At 72.0% G+C, this 15,548-nt stretch carries 12 protein-coding genes; 8 read left to right on the top strand and 4 right to left on the bottom strand.

All coding sequences use genetic code 11. From position 1 onward, the window contains the following. Positions 1-260: 260 nt before the first annotated feature. From ACGFRB_RS19935 to ACGFRB_RS19910, 6 genes are all read left to right on the top strand, one after another. Positions 261-1,088, top strand: coding sequence for a redox-sensing transcriptional repressor Rex (locus ACGFRB_RS19935; RefSeq protein WP_363002635.1), 828 nt, complete (start codon positions 261-263; stop codon positions 1,086-1,088). Continuing rightward, entirely contained in the window at positions 1,085-2,488 is a 1,404-nt protein-coding gene (locus tag ACGFRB_RS19930; RefSeq protein ID WP_393244596.1) for a glutamyl-tRNA reductase, read from the top strand. The genes ACGFRB_RS19935 and ACGFRB_RS19930 overlap by 4 nt, the downstream gene beginning before the upstream one ends. Then, positions 2,485-3,468 (top strand): hydroxymethylbilane synthase, encoded by a 984-nt coding sequence (gene hemC, locus ACGFRB_RS19925; RefSeq protein ID WP_393244594.1) that lies wholly within the window; start codon positions 2,485-2,487, stop codon positions 3,466-3,468. Before ACGFRB_RS19930 ends, hemC begins: the two co-directional genes overlap by 4 nt. After that, positions 3,465-5,135 carry a uroporphyrinogen-III synthase gene (locus ACGFRB_RS19920; protein WP_363002641.1) on the top strand — a complete coding sequence of 557 codons (1,671 nt, stop codon included), beginning with the start codon at positions 3,465-3,467 and terminating at the stop codon, positions 5,133-5,135. The genes hemC and ACGFRB_RS19920 overlap by 4 nt, the downstream gene beginning before the upstream one ends. 266 nt (positions 5,136-5,401) lie before the next feature. Then, complete coding sequence (gene hemB, locus ACGFRB_RS19915) at positions 5,402-6,403, top strand: porphobilinogen synthase (protein ID WP_361231043.1); 1,002 nt, start codon at positions 5,402-5,404, stop codon at positions 6,401-6,403. A gap of 107 nt (positions 6,404-6,510) precedes the next feature. After that, complete coding sequence (locus tag ACGFRB_RS19910; protein WP_361231045.1) at positions 6,511-6,795, top strand: DUF1876 domain-containing protein; 285 nt, start codon at positions 6,511-6,513, stop codon at positions 6,793-6,795. A 53-nt stretch (positions 6,796-6,848) separates the two neighbouring features. Here ACGFRB_RS19910 and ACGFRB_RS19905 read toward each other — a convergent pair whose 3' ends face one another. Then, positions 6,849-7,556, bottom strand: a complete 708-nt coding sequence (locus ACGFRB_RS19905) for a DUF4232 domain-containing protein (protein ID WP_363002645.1) — start codon at positions 7,554-7,556, stop codon at positions 6,849-6,851. Between the two features lie 283 nt (positions 7,557-7,839). Between ACGFRB_RS19905 and ACGFRB_RS19900 the strand changes: the two genes are divergently transcribed. Next, positions 7,840-9,084 (top strand): helix-turn-helix domain-containing protein, encoded by a 1,245-nt coding sequence (locus tag ACGFRB_RS19900; protein WP_393244591.1) that lies wholly within the window; start codon positions 7,840-7,842, stop codon positions 9,082-9,084. 81 nt (positions 9,085-9,165) lie between these two features. Here the strand turns inward: ACGFRB_RS19900 and argS are convergent, their stop codons facing one another. Continuing rightward, positions 9,166-10,941, bottom strand: coding sequence for an arginine--tRNA ligase (gene argS / locus ACGFRB_RS19895; protein WP_393244589.1), 1,776 nt, complete (start codon positions 10,939-10,941; stop codon positions 9,166-9,168). A gap of 238 nt (positions 10,942-11,179) precedes the next feature. Here argS and lysS point away from each other — a divergent pair, with 238 nt between their 5' ends. After that, positions 11,180-12,901 (top strand): lysine--tRNA ligase, encoded by a 1,722-nt coding sequence (gene lysS / locus ACGFRB_RS19890; RefSeq protein ID WP_393244587.1) that lies wholly within the window; start codon positions 11,180-11,182, stop codon positions 12,899-12,901. Between the two features lie 158 nt (positions 12,902-13,059). Here the strand turns inward: lysS and ACGFRB_RS19885 are convergent, their stop codons facing one another. Continuing rightward, entirely contained in the window at positions 13,060-14,646 is a 1,587-nt protein-coding gene (locus ACGFRB_RS19885) for a DUF2637 domain-containing protein (RefSeq protein ID WP_393244586.1), read from the bottom strand. Positions 14,647-14,763: 117 nt separating this feature from the next. Beyond that, complete coding sequence (locus ACGFRB_RS19880; RefSeq protein ID WP_393244584.1) at positions 14,764-15,504, bottom strand: DUF3558 domain-containing protein; 741 nt, start codon at positions 15,502-15,504, stop codon at positions 14,764-14,766. Positions 15,505-15,548: the final 44 nt, after the last annotated feature.

Below are 15,548 nucleotides of genomic sequence, written 5' to 3'. Positions count from 1 at the left end.
TAGTATCGACGACGTTTTGTTGGCTTTCGGGGGCGGCTTCACAGGAAGAGTGTGCGGTTTTGCCCCCGTCGGTTTCTCCACGCGCGGATCGGCTTCGCGGTTCCCTATCGTCGGGATCCAGCCACGTGACCCCGGTCACTTTGGGCAGACAAAACGGACACCATCTTTGTGCACGCGTTCACAAAGACATAGCCTGCATTCGACGGGGCGGTCCTGGGACGCATGGCCGCCTGCAGCCTCGCTCATCCCGCAGGAGCACCGTGGCAACTGGCCGAACTCACCGACCGGCGACCCGTAGCCGAGGAATTCCCGAGGCCACCGTCGCCCGACTTCCGCTGTATCTGCGTGCCCTCACGGCACTCTCGGAGCGCTCCGTACCCACGGTCTCCTCCGAGGAACTCGCAGCCGCGGCAGGGGTCAATTCCGCCAAGCTGCGCAAGGACTTCAGCTACCTCGGCTCGTACGGGACGCGCGGCGTCGGCTACGACGTCGAGTACCTCGTCTACCAGATCTCCCGCGAGCTCGGGCTGACCCAGGACTGGCCCGTTGTCATCGTCGGCATCGGCAACCTCGGCGCCGCCCTGGCCAACTACGGCGGGTTCGCCTCCCGTGGCTTCCGGGTCGCCGCGCTCATCGACGCCGACCCGGCCATGGCCGGCCGGCCGGTCGCCGGGATGCCCGTGCAGCACACCGACGACCTGGAGCGGATCATCCGGGACGACCGCGTCTCCATCGGTGTCATCGCCACCCCGGCCGGCGCCGCTCAGCAGGTCTGCGACCGGCTCGTGGCCGCGGGCGTGACCTCGATCCTCAACTTCGCGCCGACCGTGCTGTCCGTGCCCGACGGCGTCGACGTGCGCAAGGTCGACCTCTCCATCGAGCTGCAGATCCTCGCCTTCCACGAGCAGCGCAAGGCCGGCGAGGAGCCGGGCGGCGTCCCCGTCCGGCCCGCCGCCGGTGCCGCCTCCGCCGTGACCGGGCCCGCCGCCGTGCAGAGCGCCGCCATGCCGTCCGCCGCCCCCGCCGGCACCGAGGACCCCCTTCGCAAGGGTCCTGACGGGGACATGCCCGCGGTGATGCCCGCATGAGCCTCCTCGTCGTCGGTCTCAGCCACCGCACCGCCCCCGTCAGCCTCCTTGAACGCGCCTCCCTCACCCCCGAGGCCAAGGTCGGACTGCTGCACGACACCCTCGCCGCCGAACCGGCCGCCGAGGGCACCGTGCTCGCCACCTGCAACCGCATCGAGCTGTACGCCGACGTGGACAAGTTCCACGCCGGTGTCGCCGAGCTGTCCACGCTCCTCGCCCAGCACAGCGGCGTCGGCCTGGACGAGCTCACCCCCTACCTCTACGTGCACTACGAGGACCGGGCCGTCCACCACCTCTTCTCGGTGGCCTGCGGACTGGACTCCATGGTCGTCGGCGAGGGCCAGATCCTCGGCCAGATCAAGGACGCCCTCGCCGCCGGCCAGGAGCAGCACACCGCCGGGCGCCTGCTGAACGACCTCTTCCAGCAGGCCCTGCGGGTCGGCAAGCGCGCCCACAGCGAGACCGGCATCGACCGGGCCGGGCAGTCGCTCGTCACCTTCGGCCTGGAGCAGCTCGCCGGCGGCACCGGACCCGAGACGATCGGCGCCTGGGCCAAGGGCAAGCGCGCCCTCGTCATCGGCGCCGGCTCCATGTCCTCGCTCGCCGCCGCCACCCTCGCGCGCGCCGGTGTCGCCGAGATCGTCGTCGCCAACCGCACCCCGGCCCGCGCCAAGCGGCTCGTCGAGATCCTCACCCAGCCCGGAACGGGTACGGGTGTGGCCGCGCGCGCCGCCGAAATGGTTGCCGTCGGCGACGAAATGGCCGAAGCCGACATCGTCGTCTCCTGCACCGGGGCCACCGGTCTCGTGCTGACCGCCGGCGACATCGAGACCGCGCTCGCCGCCCGTGCCGCCACGCACGCCGCCGGCGCCGACGGCTCCCGCCAGGACCCCCTGTACCTGCTCGACCTCGCCATGCCCCGCGACATCGACGCCGCCGCGCACCACATCCCGGGTGCCCGCCTCGTCGACATCGAGTCGCTGGCCGAGGCCTCCGCCGACGCGCCCATGGCCACCGACGTCGACCAGGTCCGCGACCTGGTCTCCGACGAGGTCGCCGCGTTCGGCGCCGCCCAGCGCGCCGCCCACATCACCCCGACCGTGGTCGCTCTGCGCGCCATGGCCGCCGATGTCGTGGCCGGCGAGATCGCGCGCCTCGAAGGCCGGCTGCCCGGCCTCGACGGCAAACAGCGCGCGGAGATCACCCAGACCGTGCGCCGCGTGGTCGACAAGCTCCTGCACGCGCCGACCGTGCGCGTCAAGGAACTCGCCGGCGAGCCCGGCGGCGCCGGGTACGCGGACGCGCTGCGGACACTCTTCGACCTCGACCCGGGGACGGTTGCCTCTGTCAGCCGGGCCGACCTTAACGACGGCGACGTCAAGAACCGAGGGCGAGTATGACCGAGAGGGCACTGAGGCTCGGGACCAGGCGCAGCAAGCTCGCCATGGCCCAGTCCGGACACGTGGCCGATGCGGTCCGGGAGCTGACCGGCCGGCCCGTGGAGCTCGTGGAGATCACGACCTACGGGGACACCTCGCGCGAGCACCTGGCGCAGATCGGCGGCACCGGCGTGTTCGTCGCCGCGCTGCGCGACGCGCTGCTCGCCGGCGAGGTCGACTTCGCCGTGCACTCCCTCAAGGACCTGCCGACCGCACAGCACCCCGACCTCGCGCTCGCGGCCACCCCGCGCCGCGAGGACCCGCGCGACGTCCTCGTCGCCCGCGAGGGGCTGACCCTGGACCGGCTCCCGGACGGCGCCCGCGTCGGCACCGGCTCGCCGCGCCGCATGGCCCAGCTCAACGCGTACGCGCGCGGCCATGGTCGGACCTTCCGGACCGTACCGATCCGAGGCAACATCGACACCCGGATCGACTACGTACGCAAGGGCGAGCTGGACGCGGTGGTACTCGCCGCCGCCGGGCTCAACCGCATCGGCGGAACCGAGGAGCTGACCGGCTCCCTGACGCTCGACTTCCTGTCGACCGACACGGTCCTGCCCGCCCCCGGCCAGGGGGCCCTGGCCATCGAGTGCCCGGCGTCGAACGCCGGCCTCGTCGCCCTGCTCGCCGAGCTCGACGACCCGTACACCCGGGCCGCCGTGACCGCCGAGCGATCCCTGCTCGCCGCCCTCGAGGCCGGCTGCTCCGCACCCGTGGGTGCGCTGGCCGACCTCAGGGCCGAAGGCCCCGGTCAGCAGGCTGTCACCGAAATGCGCCTGCGCGGCGTCGTCGGCACCACCGACGGTTCCACGCTGGTGCAGCTGTCCACCACCGGTCCCGTACCCACCTCGTATGACGAGGCCATGGCGCTCGGACGCGAACTCGCGGACGAGATGCTTGCCAAGGGTGCGGCCGGTCTTATGGGGGAGCGAGCACTTTGAACCCCACCAGCCCGACCACCAGCCCCGCGTCCGCCGCCTTCCTCGGCCACGGTCACGTCACCTTCCTCGGCGCCGGTCCCGGCGACCCGGGTCTGCTGACGCTCCGGGCCGTCGAGGCCCTGGCCGGCGCGGACGTCCTGATCGCCGAGCCGGAGGTGCTCGAAGTCGTCCGCTGCCATGCGCGCGCGGGCGTGAGCACGCCTGAGCTGACGGTTGTCGACGAAGCGTCAACAGCCGTCGGAGTCCCCGTGTTGAGGGATGCCGCCAATCTTGTCATGGAGGCGGCGCGCGGCGGCAAGCGGGTCGTCCGTGCCGTCACCGGCGACCCCGGCCTCGACGGCAACGCCGGCGGCGAGATGCTCGCCTGCGCCACCGAGGGCATCCCCTTCGAGGTCGTGCCCGGCGTCGCCACCGCCGTCGGCGTCCCCGCGTACGCCGGTGTCCCGCTGCGCGACGCGCAGGGCACCGACGTCCGCTTCGTCGACGCGCGCAGCGCCGACGACCGCTGCTGGGCCGAGGTCGGCGCCTCCGACGGCACCGTCGTCGTGTCCACGACCCTGGACTCCGTCGCCGCCGCGGCCGGCGAGCTGGTCGCGGCGGGCCGCCGGCCCGACACCCCGCTCACCGTCACCATCGCCGGTACGACGACGCGCCAGCGCACCTGGACCGCGACGCTCGGCACCATCGCCCAGGTCTTCAAGCAGGGCAAGGTGCTCCCCTCCCCCGAGGGTCACCGACCGGCCATAGCCGTGGTCGGCGAGCGCAGCGCCCCGGCGCAGCGCGACCAGCTCGCGTGGTTCGAGTCCAAGCCGCTGTTCGGCTGGCGCGTGCTCGTCCCGCGTACCAAGGAGCAGGCCGCGTCGCTCTCCGACCAGCTGCGTTCCTACGGCGCGGTGCCGCACGAGGTGCCGACCATCGCCGTCGAGCCGCCGCGCACCCCGCAGCAGATGGAGCGGGCCGTCAAGGGCCTGGTCACCGGACGCTACGAGTGGATCGCCTTCACCTCGGTGAACGCCGTCAAGGCCGTCCGCGAGAAGTTCGAGGAGTACGGGCTCGACGCCCGCGCCTTCGCCGGGATCAAGGTCGCGGCCGTCGGTGAGCAGACCGCCGCCGCGCTCGTCGAGTTCGGCGTGAAGCCCGACCTGGTGCCCAGCGGCGAGCAGTCCGCCGCCGGTCTCCTGGAGGACTGGCCGCCGTACGACCCGGTCTTCGACCCGATCGACCGTGTCTTCCTGCCGCGCGCCGACATCGCGACCGAGACGCTCGTCGCCGGTCTCATCGAGCTCGGGTGGGAGGTCGACGACGTCACCGCCTACCGGACCGTGCGCGCGTCGCCGCCGCCGGCGGACACGCGCGAGGCGATCAAGGGCGGCGGCTTCGACGCGGTCCTCTTCACCTCGTCGTCGACCGTGCGCAACCTCGTCGGCATCGCCGGCAAGCCGCACAACGTCACCGTCATCGCCTGCATCGGGCCCGCCACCGCGAAGACCGCGGAGGAGCACGGGCTGCGGGTCGACGTGCTGTCGCCGGAACCGTCCGTGCACAAGCTGGCCGAGGCGCTGGCCGAGTTCGGGCTGCGGCGCCGGGCCGTGGCGCGGGAGGCCGGGGAGTCGGTGACGCGGCCGAGCGAGCGGCGTCCGGGCGCGCGGCGGCGTCGTACGACGTGACGTAGTGAGGCGGGTGCGGGGCGTGCTCCGGTGCGCCCCGCCGCTGCCGATGCCGGTGGTGTGTGACGGGACGCGGTGGCCGGGAACGGGACCGCGTCCTTCGCCGCGTTCTTCGCGGCGTGACGCGGCGGGTCATGCGCGGCGGACCGCTGGGTGCGGACCCGGGTGCGCGAGCCGCGGGTGCGCGTTTTTCCGGGCCGGGGGCGGGGCGTATGCCTACAACTCGTCGGTAAACGCACCGGGCCCACGGGCGTAGCCTCAAGGGCATGAATGCGTATGGAAGCTTCCCGGGGGCCCGGCCGAGGCGGCTGCGGACGACTCCCGCCATGCGGCGGATGGTGGCCGAGACGCGGCTGCACCCCGCCGATCTGATCCTGCCCGCCTTCGTACGTGAGGGCGTGAGCGAGCCCGTGCCGATCGGCGCGATGCCCGGCGTCGTGCAGCACACGCGGGACAGCCTGCGCAAGGCCGCCGCCGAGGCGGTCGCGGCCGGGGTCTCCGGAATCATGCTGTTCGGCGTGCCGGAGGACGAGAAGAAGGACGCGTACGGCACGGCCGGCACCGACCCCGACGGCATCCTCCAGGTCGCCCTCCGGGACGTCCGGGCCGAGGTCGGCGACGACCTCATCGTCATGTCGGACCTGTGCCTGGACGAGTTCACCGACCACGGCCACTGCGGTGTCCTGGACGAGCACGGCCGGGTCGACAACGACGCCACCCTGGAGCGGTACGCCGAGATGGCCCAGGTGCAGGCCGACGCGGGCGCCCACGTCGTCGGCCCGTCCGGGATGATGGACGGCCAGGTCGGCGTGATCCGGGACGCCCTGGACACGATCGGCAAGGAGGACGTGTCGATCCTCGCGTACACCGTGAAGTACTCCTCCGCCTTCTACGGCCCCTTCCGCGAGGCCGTCGGCTCCTCGCTGACCGGCGACCGCAAGACCTACCAGCAGGACCCCGCCAATGTGCGCGAGTCCATGCGGGAGCTGGCGCTCGACCTGGAGGAGGGCGCCGACATGGTCATGGTCAAGCCGGCCGGACCGTACCTCGACGTTCTCGCCAAGGTCGCCGACTCGGTCGACGTGCCGGTCGCCGCGTACCAGATCAGCGGCGAGTACTCGATGATCGAGGCGGCGGCGGAGAAGGGCTGGATCGACCGCGACAAGGCGATCATGGAGTCCCTGACCGGTATCCGCCGGGCCGGCGCCCAGATGATCCTCACCTACTGGGCGACCGAGGTCGCGCAGAAGCTGTCCCGCGGGTTCTGACGCCCGCGACCCGCTCCCGGCGCGCGGAGTGCGCGGGGGCGGATGCACCCTGGAGAGGTACCCGGGATCTCGCGGATCCCCCGGGTACCTCTCTGGAGGTGGTCCTCATGACGACGCAGACACAGACGCTGGTCGGCTGGCACGTCGAGATGGAGTTCCGGGAGGACGGCGACCGGACGCGGGCGGTGGGACTGGTACGGCTCGGTGACGGCACCGAGGTCCGTGCCCACGGCACCGCCAACCGGCACCCTTCCGACCCCGATCAGCTGCGGGTGGGCGAGGAGATCGCCGGGGCCCGGGCGCTCATGGATCTCGCGTCGCAGCTGTTGCAGAAGGCCCATGTCGAGATCGACGAGGTCTCGGGGCGGCACTCCCACCCGATCCCGCGCTGACAGCTGACAGCTGACCGCCGGCCGCCGGCCGCCGGCCTCGGTACGTCGGGGCGTCAGTACGTCAGGGCGTCGGACAGTTCGCGCTGCCAGTACGACACGGCGGCGCCGTCGTCGGCGTACGTCCCCTTCGGCGCGGTCAGCGTCACGCCGCTGTCGTGGGTGAGGTAGACGCTGATCTTCTTCACGGTGGTGCCGTGGGTGTCCGGGCCGGGTTCGCCGGTCAGGATCAGTGAGGCATATGCCGACTCGCCGGGGGCGAGGGTGACGACGGCCTGCGGCTTGCTGTCCTCCAGGATCCGGATCGGCGACTGACTGAAGTCGAAGCCGACGGAGGGCGCGCCGAGCGCGTCGCAGGGGCGGCTGCCGGTGTTGGTGACCGTGAGCGCCAGGTGGTTGATCGGGCGGCTCACCTTGCTCGCCACGACCTTGGCCGTCGCCGCCGTGCAGGTGGTCGGGCGGGAGGCCGTGTTCGCGGGTTGTGCGGGCTTCGCCCGCTTCGCGGGCTCGGTGTGGTGCGCGGCCGCCGGCTGGGCGGTGGGCGCGGCTTCCTGCGGCCCTGCGGCGCTTCCCTTGGCCGGCGCGGAGCTGTCGGCGGGTGCCGGGGTGGCCTTGGCCCCCTGGGCCGGTGCCTCCTTGACGGGGGCGGAGGAGGCGTCCTTGGCCGGGGCCGGCTTGGGGTCGCCCGACTGGCAGGCGGTGAGGGCGAACGCCGCCGAGAGGGCGGCCGCGGGCAGGGCGAGACGGCGGGCGAGAGTACGCATGATGTGAATTCCCCGTGGTGGTGTCGTGGTGCGTCGGTGATGCGTCAGTGCTGGTCGAGCAGAGCGAGGACGACCGCTGCGCAGGCGATCAGGACCGCGACCGCCAGAGCGTCGGTGAAGCGGCTGTTCCGCATGACTCCGAGCCTGCGCGTCGGAGTGATCCCCAGGCAACGGGCACGGGACAATGAGGGACGGTGGAACGCTCTCGCCCACGGTGACCTGGGGAAATGACCATCCCCTGGAACGCGTTCCTGGGACGCCGACACGGGGTACGGGGGCATGGATGAGCACGGCGGACGGATTCGCGGGGCGAATGCGGGAGCTGAAGGAACGGTCGGGGCTCAGTTACGGGGTTCTGGCCAAGCGCCTGCACGTCAGTACGTCGACCCTGCACCGCTACTGCAACGGGGACGCCGTGCCGACCGGGTTCGCTCCGGTCGAACGGCTCGGGCGGCTGTGCGGCGCCTCCCGTGACGAACTGGTCGAGCTGCATCGCGCCTGGATCGTCGCGGACGAGGCGCGACGGACGAATCAGCCCGTTGCCGCCGCCACCGTGCCGGAGCGGGAGCGGGAGCGGGACGGGGATCGGGCGCCGCGGCGGGACCGGGACGAGCGGGAGGCGCGGGGAGAGGCCGCCGGGGCGGTGGCCGGGGCCGAGGTGGTCGTGGTCGCGGAGCCGGCGGGGGTGCCGGTCGCGCCGGAGCCGGCCGCGCCCGAGGTGGCCGTGCCACCGGTCCCCGAGGCCGCTCCCGCGTCCTGCGAGGCCGGCGGGCGGCGGCTGCGATGGCGGGCCGTCCTCGGGGCCACGGCGGCCGTGATCGCCGTCGCCCTGGCCGTACCCCTCGTCCGGACGCCGGCGAGCCCCGACCCCGACCTGGGTGCCGCGGGCGACGACGCGCCCGCCGGGCCGCCCGCCCCGCTGAGCGCCGGCATCAGCTCGTACAACTGGGCCGAGCCCTGTGGCCAGTACTACCTGCTCGACCAGGACCCCGAACACGTCCCGCCGCCGCCCGCCCCGCAGGACACCCGCGGCTGGGCCCGGGCGCTCGACGGGGTCGACGGCGGGCATATGCAGCTCCAGATCACCGTCACCGGCGGCACCCAGGAAGCCGTCGTCCTCAGCGCCCTGCACGTACGGGTCATGGAACGCGGCGAGCCACTGGACCGGACCGCGTACTCGATGGGCGACGGCTGCGGCGGCGCCCTCACCCCGCAGACCTTCGATATCGACCTCGACGCGCCCCGCCCGTATGCGAAACCGGTCGCCGGACGCGACGGGGACCGTGTCGTGCCCGCCAAGAACTTCCCGTACCAGGTCGCCACCGGGGACCCGCAGGTCCTCAATCTGGACGTGCACACCGAGGGGCACGACGTGACCTGGTACCTGGAACTCACATGGAGCGACGGCGCCCGGCAGGGGACCATGCGCGTCGACGACGGCGGGAAACCGTTTCGCACCAGCGCCATGAAGGGCCGCCCGACCTACGGCTACCGGGCCGACAACGGGACCTGGTTCAAACAGAACTGACCCGAGAGCAGCCGAGAACGGCCGATGGCCATGCCCGGGCGGGCATGGCCATCACTCACACGCGGCTACCGCGACCGGGAGTCAGAGGCGCTCGGGGGTCCGGATGCCCAGCAGGGCCATGCCCTGGTGGAGCGTCCGGGCGGTCAGCTCGATCAGGAAGAGGCGGTTCTCCTTCCGCTCCTCCGTGTCGGCCTTCAGCACCGGGCACTGGTCGTAGAAGGAGGTGAGCTGCGTGGCCAGCTGGAAGAGGTACGCGGCCAGCTTGTGCGGCGCGTACTCCTCGGCGGTCTCGGCGAGCGTCGCGCCGAACTGGTCCAGGTGCAGACCCATCGCCCGCTCGGCCGGAGCCAGCTCCAGCTCCGGGTGCGCCACCGGCTTGGCGTCGCCCGCCTTGCGCAGGATGGAGCGGATCCGGGCGTACGCGTACTGGAGGTAGACCGAGGTGTCGCCGTTCAGCGACACCATCTGGTCGAGGTCGAACTTGTAGTCGCGCACCGCCGACGTCGACAGGTCCGCGTACTTGACCGCGCCGATACCGACGTAACGGCCGTTCTCCGCGACCTCCGCGTCGGACAGGCCGGCCTTCTCCTTCTTCTCCTCGACGACCGCCGTCGCCCGGTCGATCGCCTCGTCGAGGAGGTCCACCAGACGCACCGTCTCGCCCTCACGGGTCTTGAACGGCTTGCCGTCCTTGCCGAGGACCGTGCCGAACGCCAGCTGGAAGGCCTTGACCTCGTCGTTCAGCCAGCCCGCCCGGCGCGCGGTCTCGAAGACCATCTTGAAGTGCAGCGACTGACGCGCGTCCACCACGTAGAGCAGCGTCGACGCCTTCAGGCCCTGCACCCGGTCGCGGATCGCGGACAGGTCCGTCGCCGCGTAGCCGAAGCCGCCGTCGGACTTCTGCACGATCAGCGGGACCGGGTTGCCGTCCGGGCCCTTGACGTCGTCGAAGAACACGCACAGCGCGCCCTCCGAACGGACCGCCACACCCGACTCCTCCAGGATCCGGCAGGTCTCCTGGAGCATGTCGTTGTAGCCCGACTCGCCGACGATGTCGGGGTCGCGGATGTCCATGTCCAGCTTCTCGAAGACCGAGTAGAAGTAGATCTTCGACTCGTCGACGAACCGCTGCCAGAGCGCCAGCGTCTGCTCATCGCCCGCCTGGAGGTCCACGACCCGGGCGCGGGCCCGCGTCTTGAACTCCTCGTCGGAGTCGAACAGCGCGCGCGACGCCTTGTACAGCCGGTTGAGGTTGGACATGGCCTCCTCGCCGGAGACCTCCGCGTCCGCGCCCTCGGCCTTGTGGTCCAGCTCGTGCGGGTGCTCGATCAGGTACTGGATGAGCATGCCGAACTGGGTGCCCCAGTCGCCGATGTGGTGGCGGCGGACCACCTTCTCGCCGGTGAACTCCAGGATCTCGACCATCGCGGCGCCGATCACGGCGGAGCGGAGGTGGCCGACGTGCATCTCCTTGGCCACGTTCGGCTGCGCGTAGTCGATCACCGTCGTACCGGCCGACGGGTTGAACGGCACGCCGAGCCGGTCGTCCGCGGCACGCGCCGCCAGCGTCTCGATGATCGCGGAGTCCGAGACGGTGATGTTGAGGAAGCCGGGGCCGGAGACCTCGATCTCCTTCAGGACGTCGTTCTCCGGGATCGCGGCGACGACCTGGGTCGCCAGCTCACGCGGGTTGCCCTTGAGCCGCTTGGCGAGCGCCAGGATGCCGTTGGCCTGGTAGTCGGCCCGGTCGCTTCGTCGGAGCAGCGGGTCGGCGGACCCGGCCTCCGGCAGGGCTGCCGAAAGGCCTTCCGCGAGGCGCTGCTGCACGGTCGAAGCGAGGGAAGGGACCGAGGCCATGAGCTTCCGTTCCTGTGTCGGAGGTGAGGGGCGATATCGCTTGTCAAGTGTCCCACGGGTGGGCAAGGTGTTTTCCCCGCCTGTGGACAACCACGGGCAAAGGACCCCTCGCCATTTCCGGCCTGTGGACAACCTCCGGGCGCGCCGATCCGTCTGGGAGAATGGCTCAGGTAGGCCCGCGAGGCCCGAGGGGCCCGCGAGGCACTGAGGGAAACCAAGGAAGAAGGACGAACCGACCGTGGCTCAGAGCAGCACCGAGACCGACTGGGTCTCCCGTTTCGCCGACGAGGTCATCGCCGAATCGGAGCGACGTGCGCCTGGCAAACCCGTCGTCGTCGCCTCCGGCCTCTCCCCGTCCGGCCCGATCCACCTCGGCAACCTCCGCGAGGTCATGACCCCGCACCTGGTCGCCGACGAGGTCCGCCGCCGCGGGTACGAGGTCCGCCACCTCATCTCCTGGGACGACTACGACCGCTACCGCAAGGTGCCGAACGGCGTCGCGGGCGTCGACGCGTCCTGGGCCGAGCACATCGGCAAGCCGCTGACCTCCGTCCCGGCCCCCGCCGGGTCGGCCCACCCCAACTGGGCCGAGCACTTCAAGGCCGCCATGGTCGAGTCGCTCGCCGAGCTCGGCGTCGAGTACGACGCGATCAGCCAGACCGAGCAGTACACCGCCGGCACCTACCGCGAGCAGATCCTGCACGCCATGCGGCACCGCGGCGACATCGACGCCATCCTCGACCAGTACCGGACGAAGAAGGCCCCGAAGAAGCAGTCGCAGAAGCCCCTCGACGAGGCCGAGCTGGAGGCCGCCGAGGGCTCCGGCGCCGCCGGCGAGGACGACGGTTCCGGCGCCGGCACCGGCTACTTCCCGTACAAGCCCTACTGCGGCCAGTGCGAGAAGGACCTCACCACCGTCACTTCCTACGACGACGACACCACCGAGCTCGCCTACACCTGCTCCGCCTGCGGCTTCTCCGAGACCGTCAAGCTGAGCGAGTTCAACCGGGGCAAGCTGGTCTGGAAGGTCGACTGGCCCATGCGCTGGGCCTACGAGGGCGTCATCTTCGAGCCCTCCGGCGTCGACCACTCCTCGCCCGGCTCCTCCTTCCAGGTCGGCGGCCAGATCGTCCGCATCTTCGACGGCACCCAGCCGATCGGCCCCATGTACGCGTTCGTCGGCATCAGCGGCATGGCCAAGATGTCCTCCTCGCGCGGCGGCGTCCCCACCCCCGAGGACGCCCTGAAGATCATGGAGCCGCAGCTCCTGCGCTGGCTGTACGCCCGCCGCCGCCCCAACCAGTCCTTCAAGATCGCCTTCGATCAGGAGATCCAGCGTCTCTACGACGAGTGGGACAAGCTCGTCGCCAAGGTCGAGGACGGCACCGTGCTCCCGGCCGACGCCGCCGCGTACGCGCGCGCGGCCCGCACCGCCGAGCGCGAGCTGCCGCGCACACCGCGTCCGCTGCCGTACCGCACCCTCGCCTCGGTCGCCGACATCACCGCCGGCCACGACGAGCAGACCCTGCGGATCCTCGGCGAGCTCGACCCGGCCAACCCCGTCGTCTCCCTCGACGAGGTCCGCCCGCGTCTCGACCGCGCCGAGAACTGGATCACCACCCAGGTCCCGGCCGACCAGCGCACCATCGTCCGCGACGAGCCCGACACCGAGCTGCTCGGCTCCCTCGACGACGAGGGCCGCGAGTCGCTGCGGCTGCTCCTTGAGGGCCTGGACACCCACTGGTCCCTCGACGGCCTGACCACCCTGGTCTACGGCGTTCCGAAGGTGATGGCCGGCCTCGACCCCGAGGCCAAGCCGACCCCGGAGCTGAAGGTCGCCCAGCGCTCGTTCTTCGCGCTGCTCTACAAGCTCCTCGTCAGCCGCGAGACCGGCCCCCGTCTGCCCACCCTGCTCCTCGCGGTGGGCGCGGACCGGGTGCGCACACTGCTCGGCGCCTGACCGTGCACGCTTGACCGTGAACGCCTGAGGGCCGCCATCCCGTCGTCCGGGGTGGCGGCCCTCACGCATATGCCGGCCGGGGCCGGCCGGTGCTCGGTGTTCGGTCGCCCGGCGGCCCGAGCGGGGTGGGGTCGGGAACGGGGCGGGCGGTTACGGGGCTACGGGATGTGCATCTCGTCGAGCTCCCGCTCGATGCGCTCACGCAGCCGAGGCGTCATCCGGCCGAGCAGCGCGAGCCGGCGCGGGTCCTGCGGGCCGTACCGCTCCGTGAGGAGCTCGACGAGCGTCTCGTCGCCCGGGAACGCGTTGTTCTCCTCGGCGTACAGCCGCATGGTCTTGTAGACCGCCTCACTGAACTGCTCGGCCGCCCGCTGCTCCGGCCCGGGCTCCAGCTCGTGCGCGCCGGGGGCGGCGGCCTGCGGGGCCTGAGGAGTCTGCGGGCCGTGCGGGGCCTCGTTCGGCTGGTCCGCCGGGAAGCCCGGCTGCGGCTGCTGTGCCTGCTGCGCGACGGGGGCCTGAGCCTGGGCCTGCGCCTGAGTGGCGTCCGCCGTGGGGTCGTACCCGCCCTGGTACGGCTTCCGCATCATGCCGTGCGGGAACCACGGGCTGCCCTCCGGTCCCGGGCCCTGGGCCTGGACCTGCCCCTGGACCGGCTCCGGGAACCGGATCTGCTCCTGGACCTGGAAGGACTCGGGCACCGGGCCCGCCTCCACGGGAACCCCCACCGGAACCGGCATCTGAACCGGCGCGGGGGCGGCGTCGGCCTGCTGCCGCACCGGGGCCGCTGCCGCAGCCTGCGCCGCCGTCGGCACGGGCGTGGGCTGGGGCGTGGGTGCCGGCTGGGCGGGAGCCGCCGGAGCCGTGGGCGCCGCGGCAGTCACGGGAGCCGCCGGATGCGCGGGAGGACCGGCGGCCTCGGGGGCCACCGGCGCCTCGGGAGTAACGGCCGGTGCGGGGGCCGCGACCGGCATCGGGGCCGGGGCCGGGGCCGTGGCGGCGGTCAGCTCACGAGCCCCGGACGCCTCCGGCGCCACCTGCGCCATCGGAACCGCCGGCATCAGCACCGGCTCCATCCCGGCCGCCGCCAGACCCGCCGCCGCCGTCTCCGCCAGCGGAACGCCGTATTTCGCGAGCCGCAGCGGCATCAGCGCCTCCACCGGCGCCTTCCGCCGCCACGCCCGGCCGAACCGGGCCTGCAACCGCGCCTGGTAGACCAGCCGGTCCTGCTCCAGCTTGATGACCTCGTCGTACGAACGCAGCTCCCACAGCTTCATCCGCCGCCACAGCCGGAACGTCGGCACCGGGGACAGCAGCCACCGCGTCAGCCGTACGCCGTCCATGTGCTTGTCGGCGGTGATGTCCGCGATCCGGCCCACCGCGTGCCGCGCCGCCTCGACGGCGACGACGAACAGCACCGGGATGACCGCGTGCATGCCCACGCCCAGCGGGTCGGGCCAGGCAGCCGCGCCGTTGAACGCGATGGTCGCCGCCGTCAGCACCCAGGCGGTCTGCCGCAGCAGCGGGAACGGGATCCGCAGCCACGTCAGCAGCAGATCCAGGGCGAGCAGCACACAGATGCCCGCGTCGATGCCGATCGGGAAGAAGTACGAAAAGGTGCCGAACCCCTTGGCGATGGCGAGCTCGCGCACCGCCGCGTACGACCCGGCGAAACCGATGCCGGCGATGATCAACGCGCCCGCGACCACCAAGCCGATGAGTACCCGGTGTGTGCGTGTCAGCTGCATCGCGGCCACCCGCGATCCCCTCCCGTCGATCGACAACTCGCCGCCACAGACTGGCACACATGTACGAGGCCCGGCCCTCGGGGGAGGGACAGGCCCCGCACGAAAAGGCATAAAGGCCTACTTGTTGGCCGCCTCGATCGCCGCCACGGCTTCCTTCGCGGTCTTCACCGCGCCCTCCGCGATCCACTTCTCCGACGGCGTCTTCGACCCCGCGTACCCGGCGCCGTTGTACGTCACCAGGACCACGACATTGCCCGTCCGCGCCACGACCGACGCGTACTGGAAGTCCTCGTCCGTCTTGTGCAGCTGGTACGTCACCGTCTCGGCCTTCTCGCCGACACCGGACGCCTCGGAGGTCTTCGCGCCCTTCGCGCCCTCCGTCTGCTGGGCCTTGCCGAGTTCCTTCGTGTAGTTCGCCGCGGCGCGCTCCTGACCGCTGCCGAGCGTCGCGTCCGACTCGTAGCGGTAGAAGGAGACATCGAGCCAGCGGTAGTTCGACCCCTTGGTGCCCTTGTCCTCCAGACCGTTCCAGGAACAGCCGCCGCGGCTGTCCAGATCGCTGGAGGCCGCCGCCGTGCCCTTCTTGGACTTCGCCTTCGGGACCAGCTCGTCGATCGTCTTCGACGAGACCGCCTTGCAGACCTCCGGCAGCTTCGCGAACTTCGCGGGCTCGACCGCCTTCTTCGTCGGCGTCGCCGGCGGAGCCTCGGCGGGAGCCGAGGACGCGGCCTTGTCCGGCGAACCGGGAGCCTTGTCCTTGTCGGAGTCGGAGCCGGAGGAGCATCCGGCGGCGACGAGCATCACCGGGACGGCGGCGCAGGCGAGGACACGGGACAGGCGCGGAGCTGATCGGTGCATGGTTCCTTCAGTCGCTTGGGCAGTCGCTTGGGCGGCCGGCGGCC

The organism is Streptomyces sp. NPDC048718, from assembly GCF_043198875.1.
Lineage (GTDB): Bacteria > Actinomycetota > Actinomycetes > Streptomycetales > Streptomycetaceae > Streptomyces.
The sequence above is the reverse complement of the archived record's forward strand: the minus strand, read 5'-3'. Positions and strand labels throughout refer to the sequence as shown.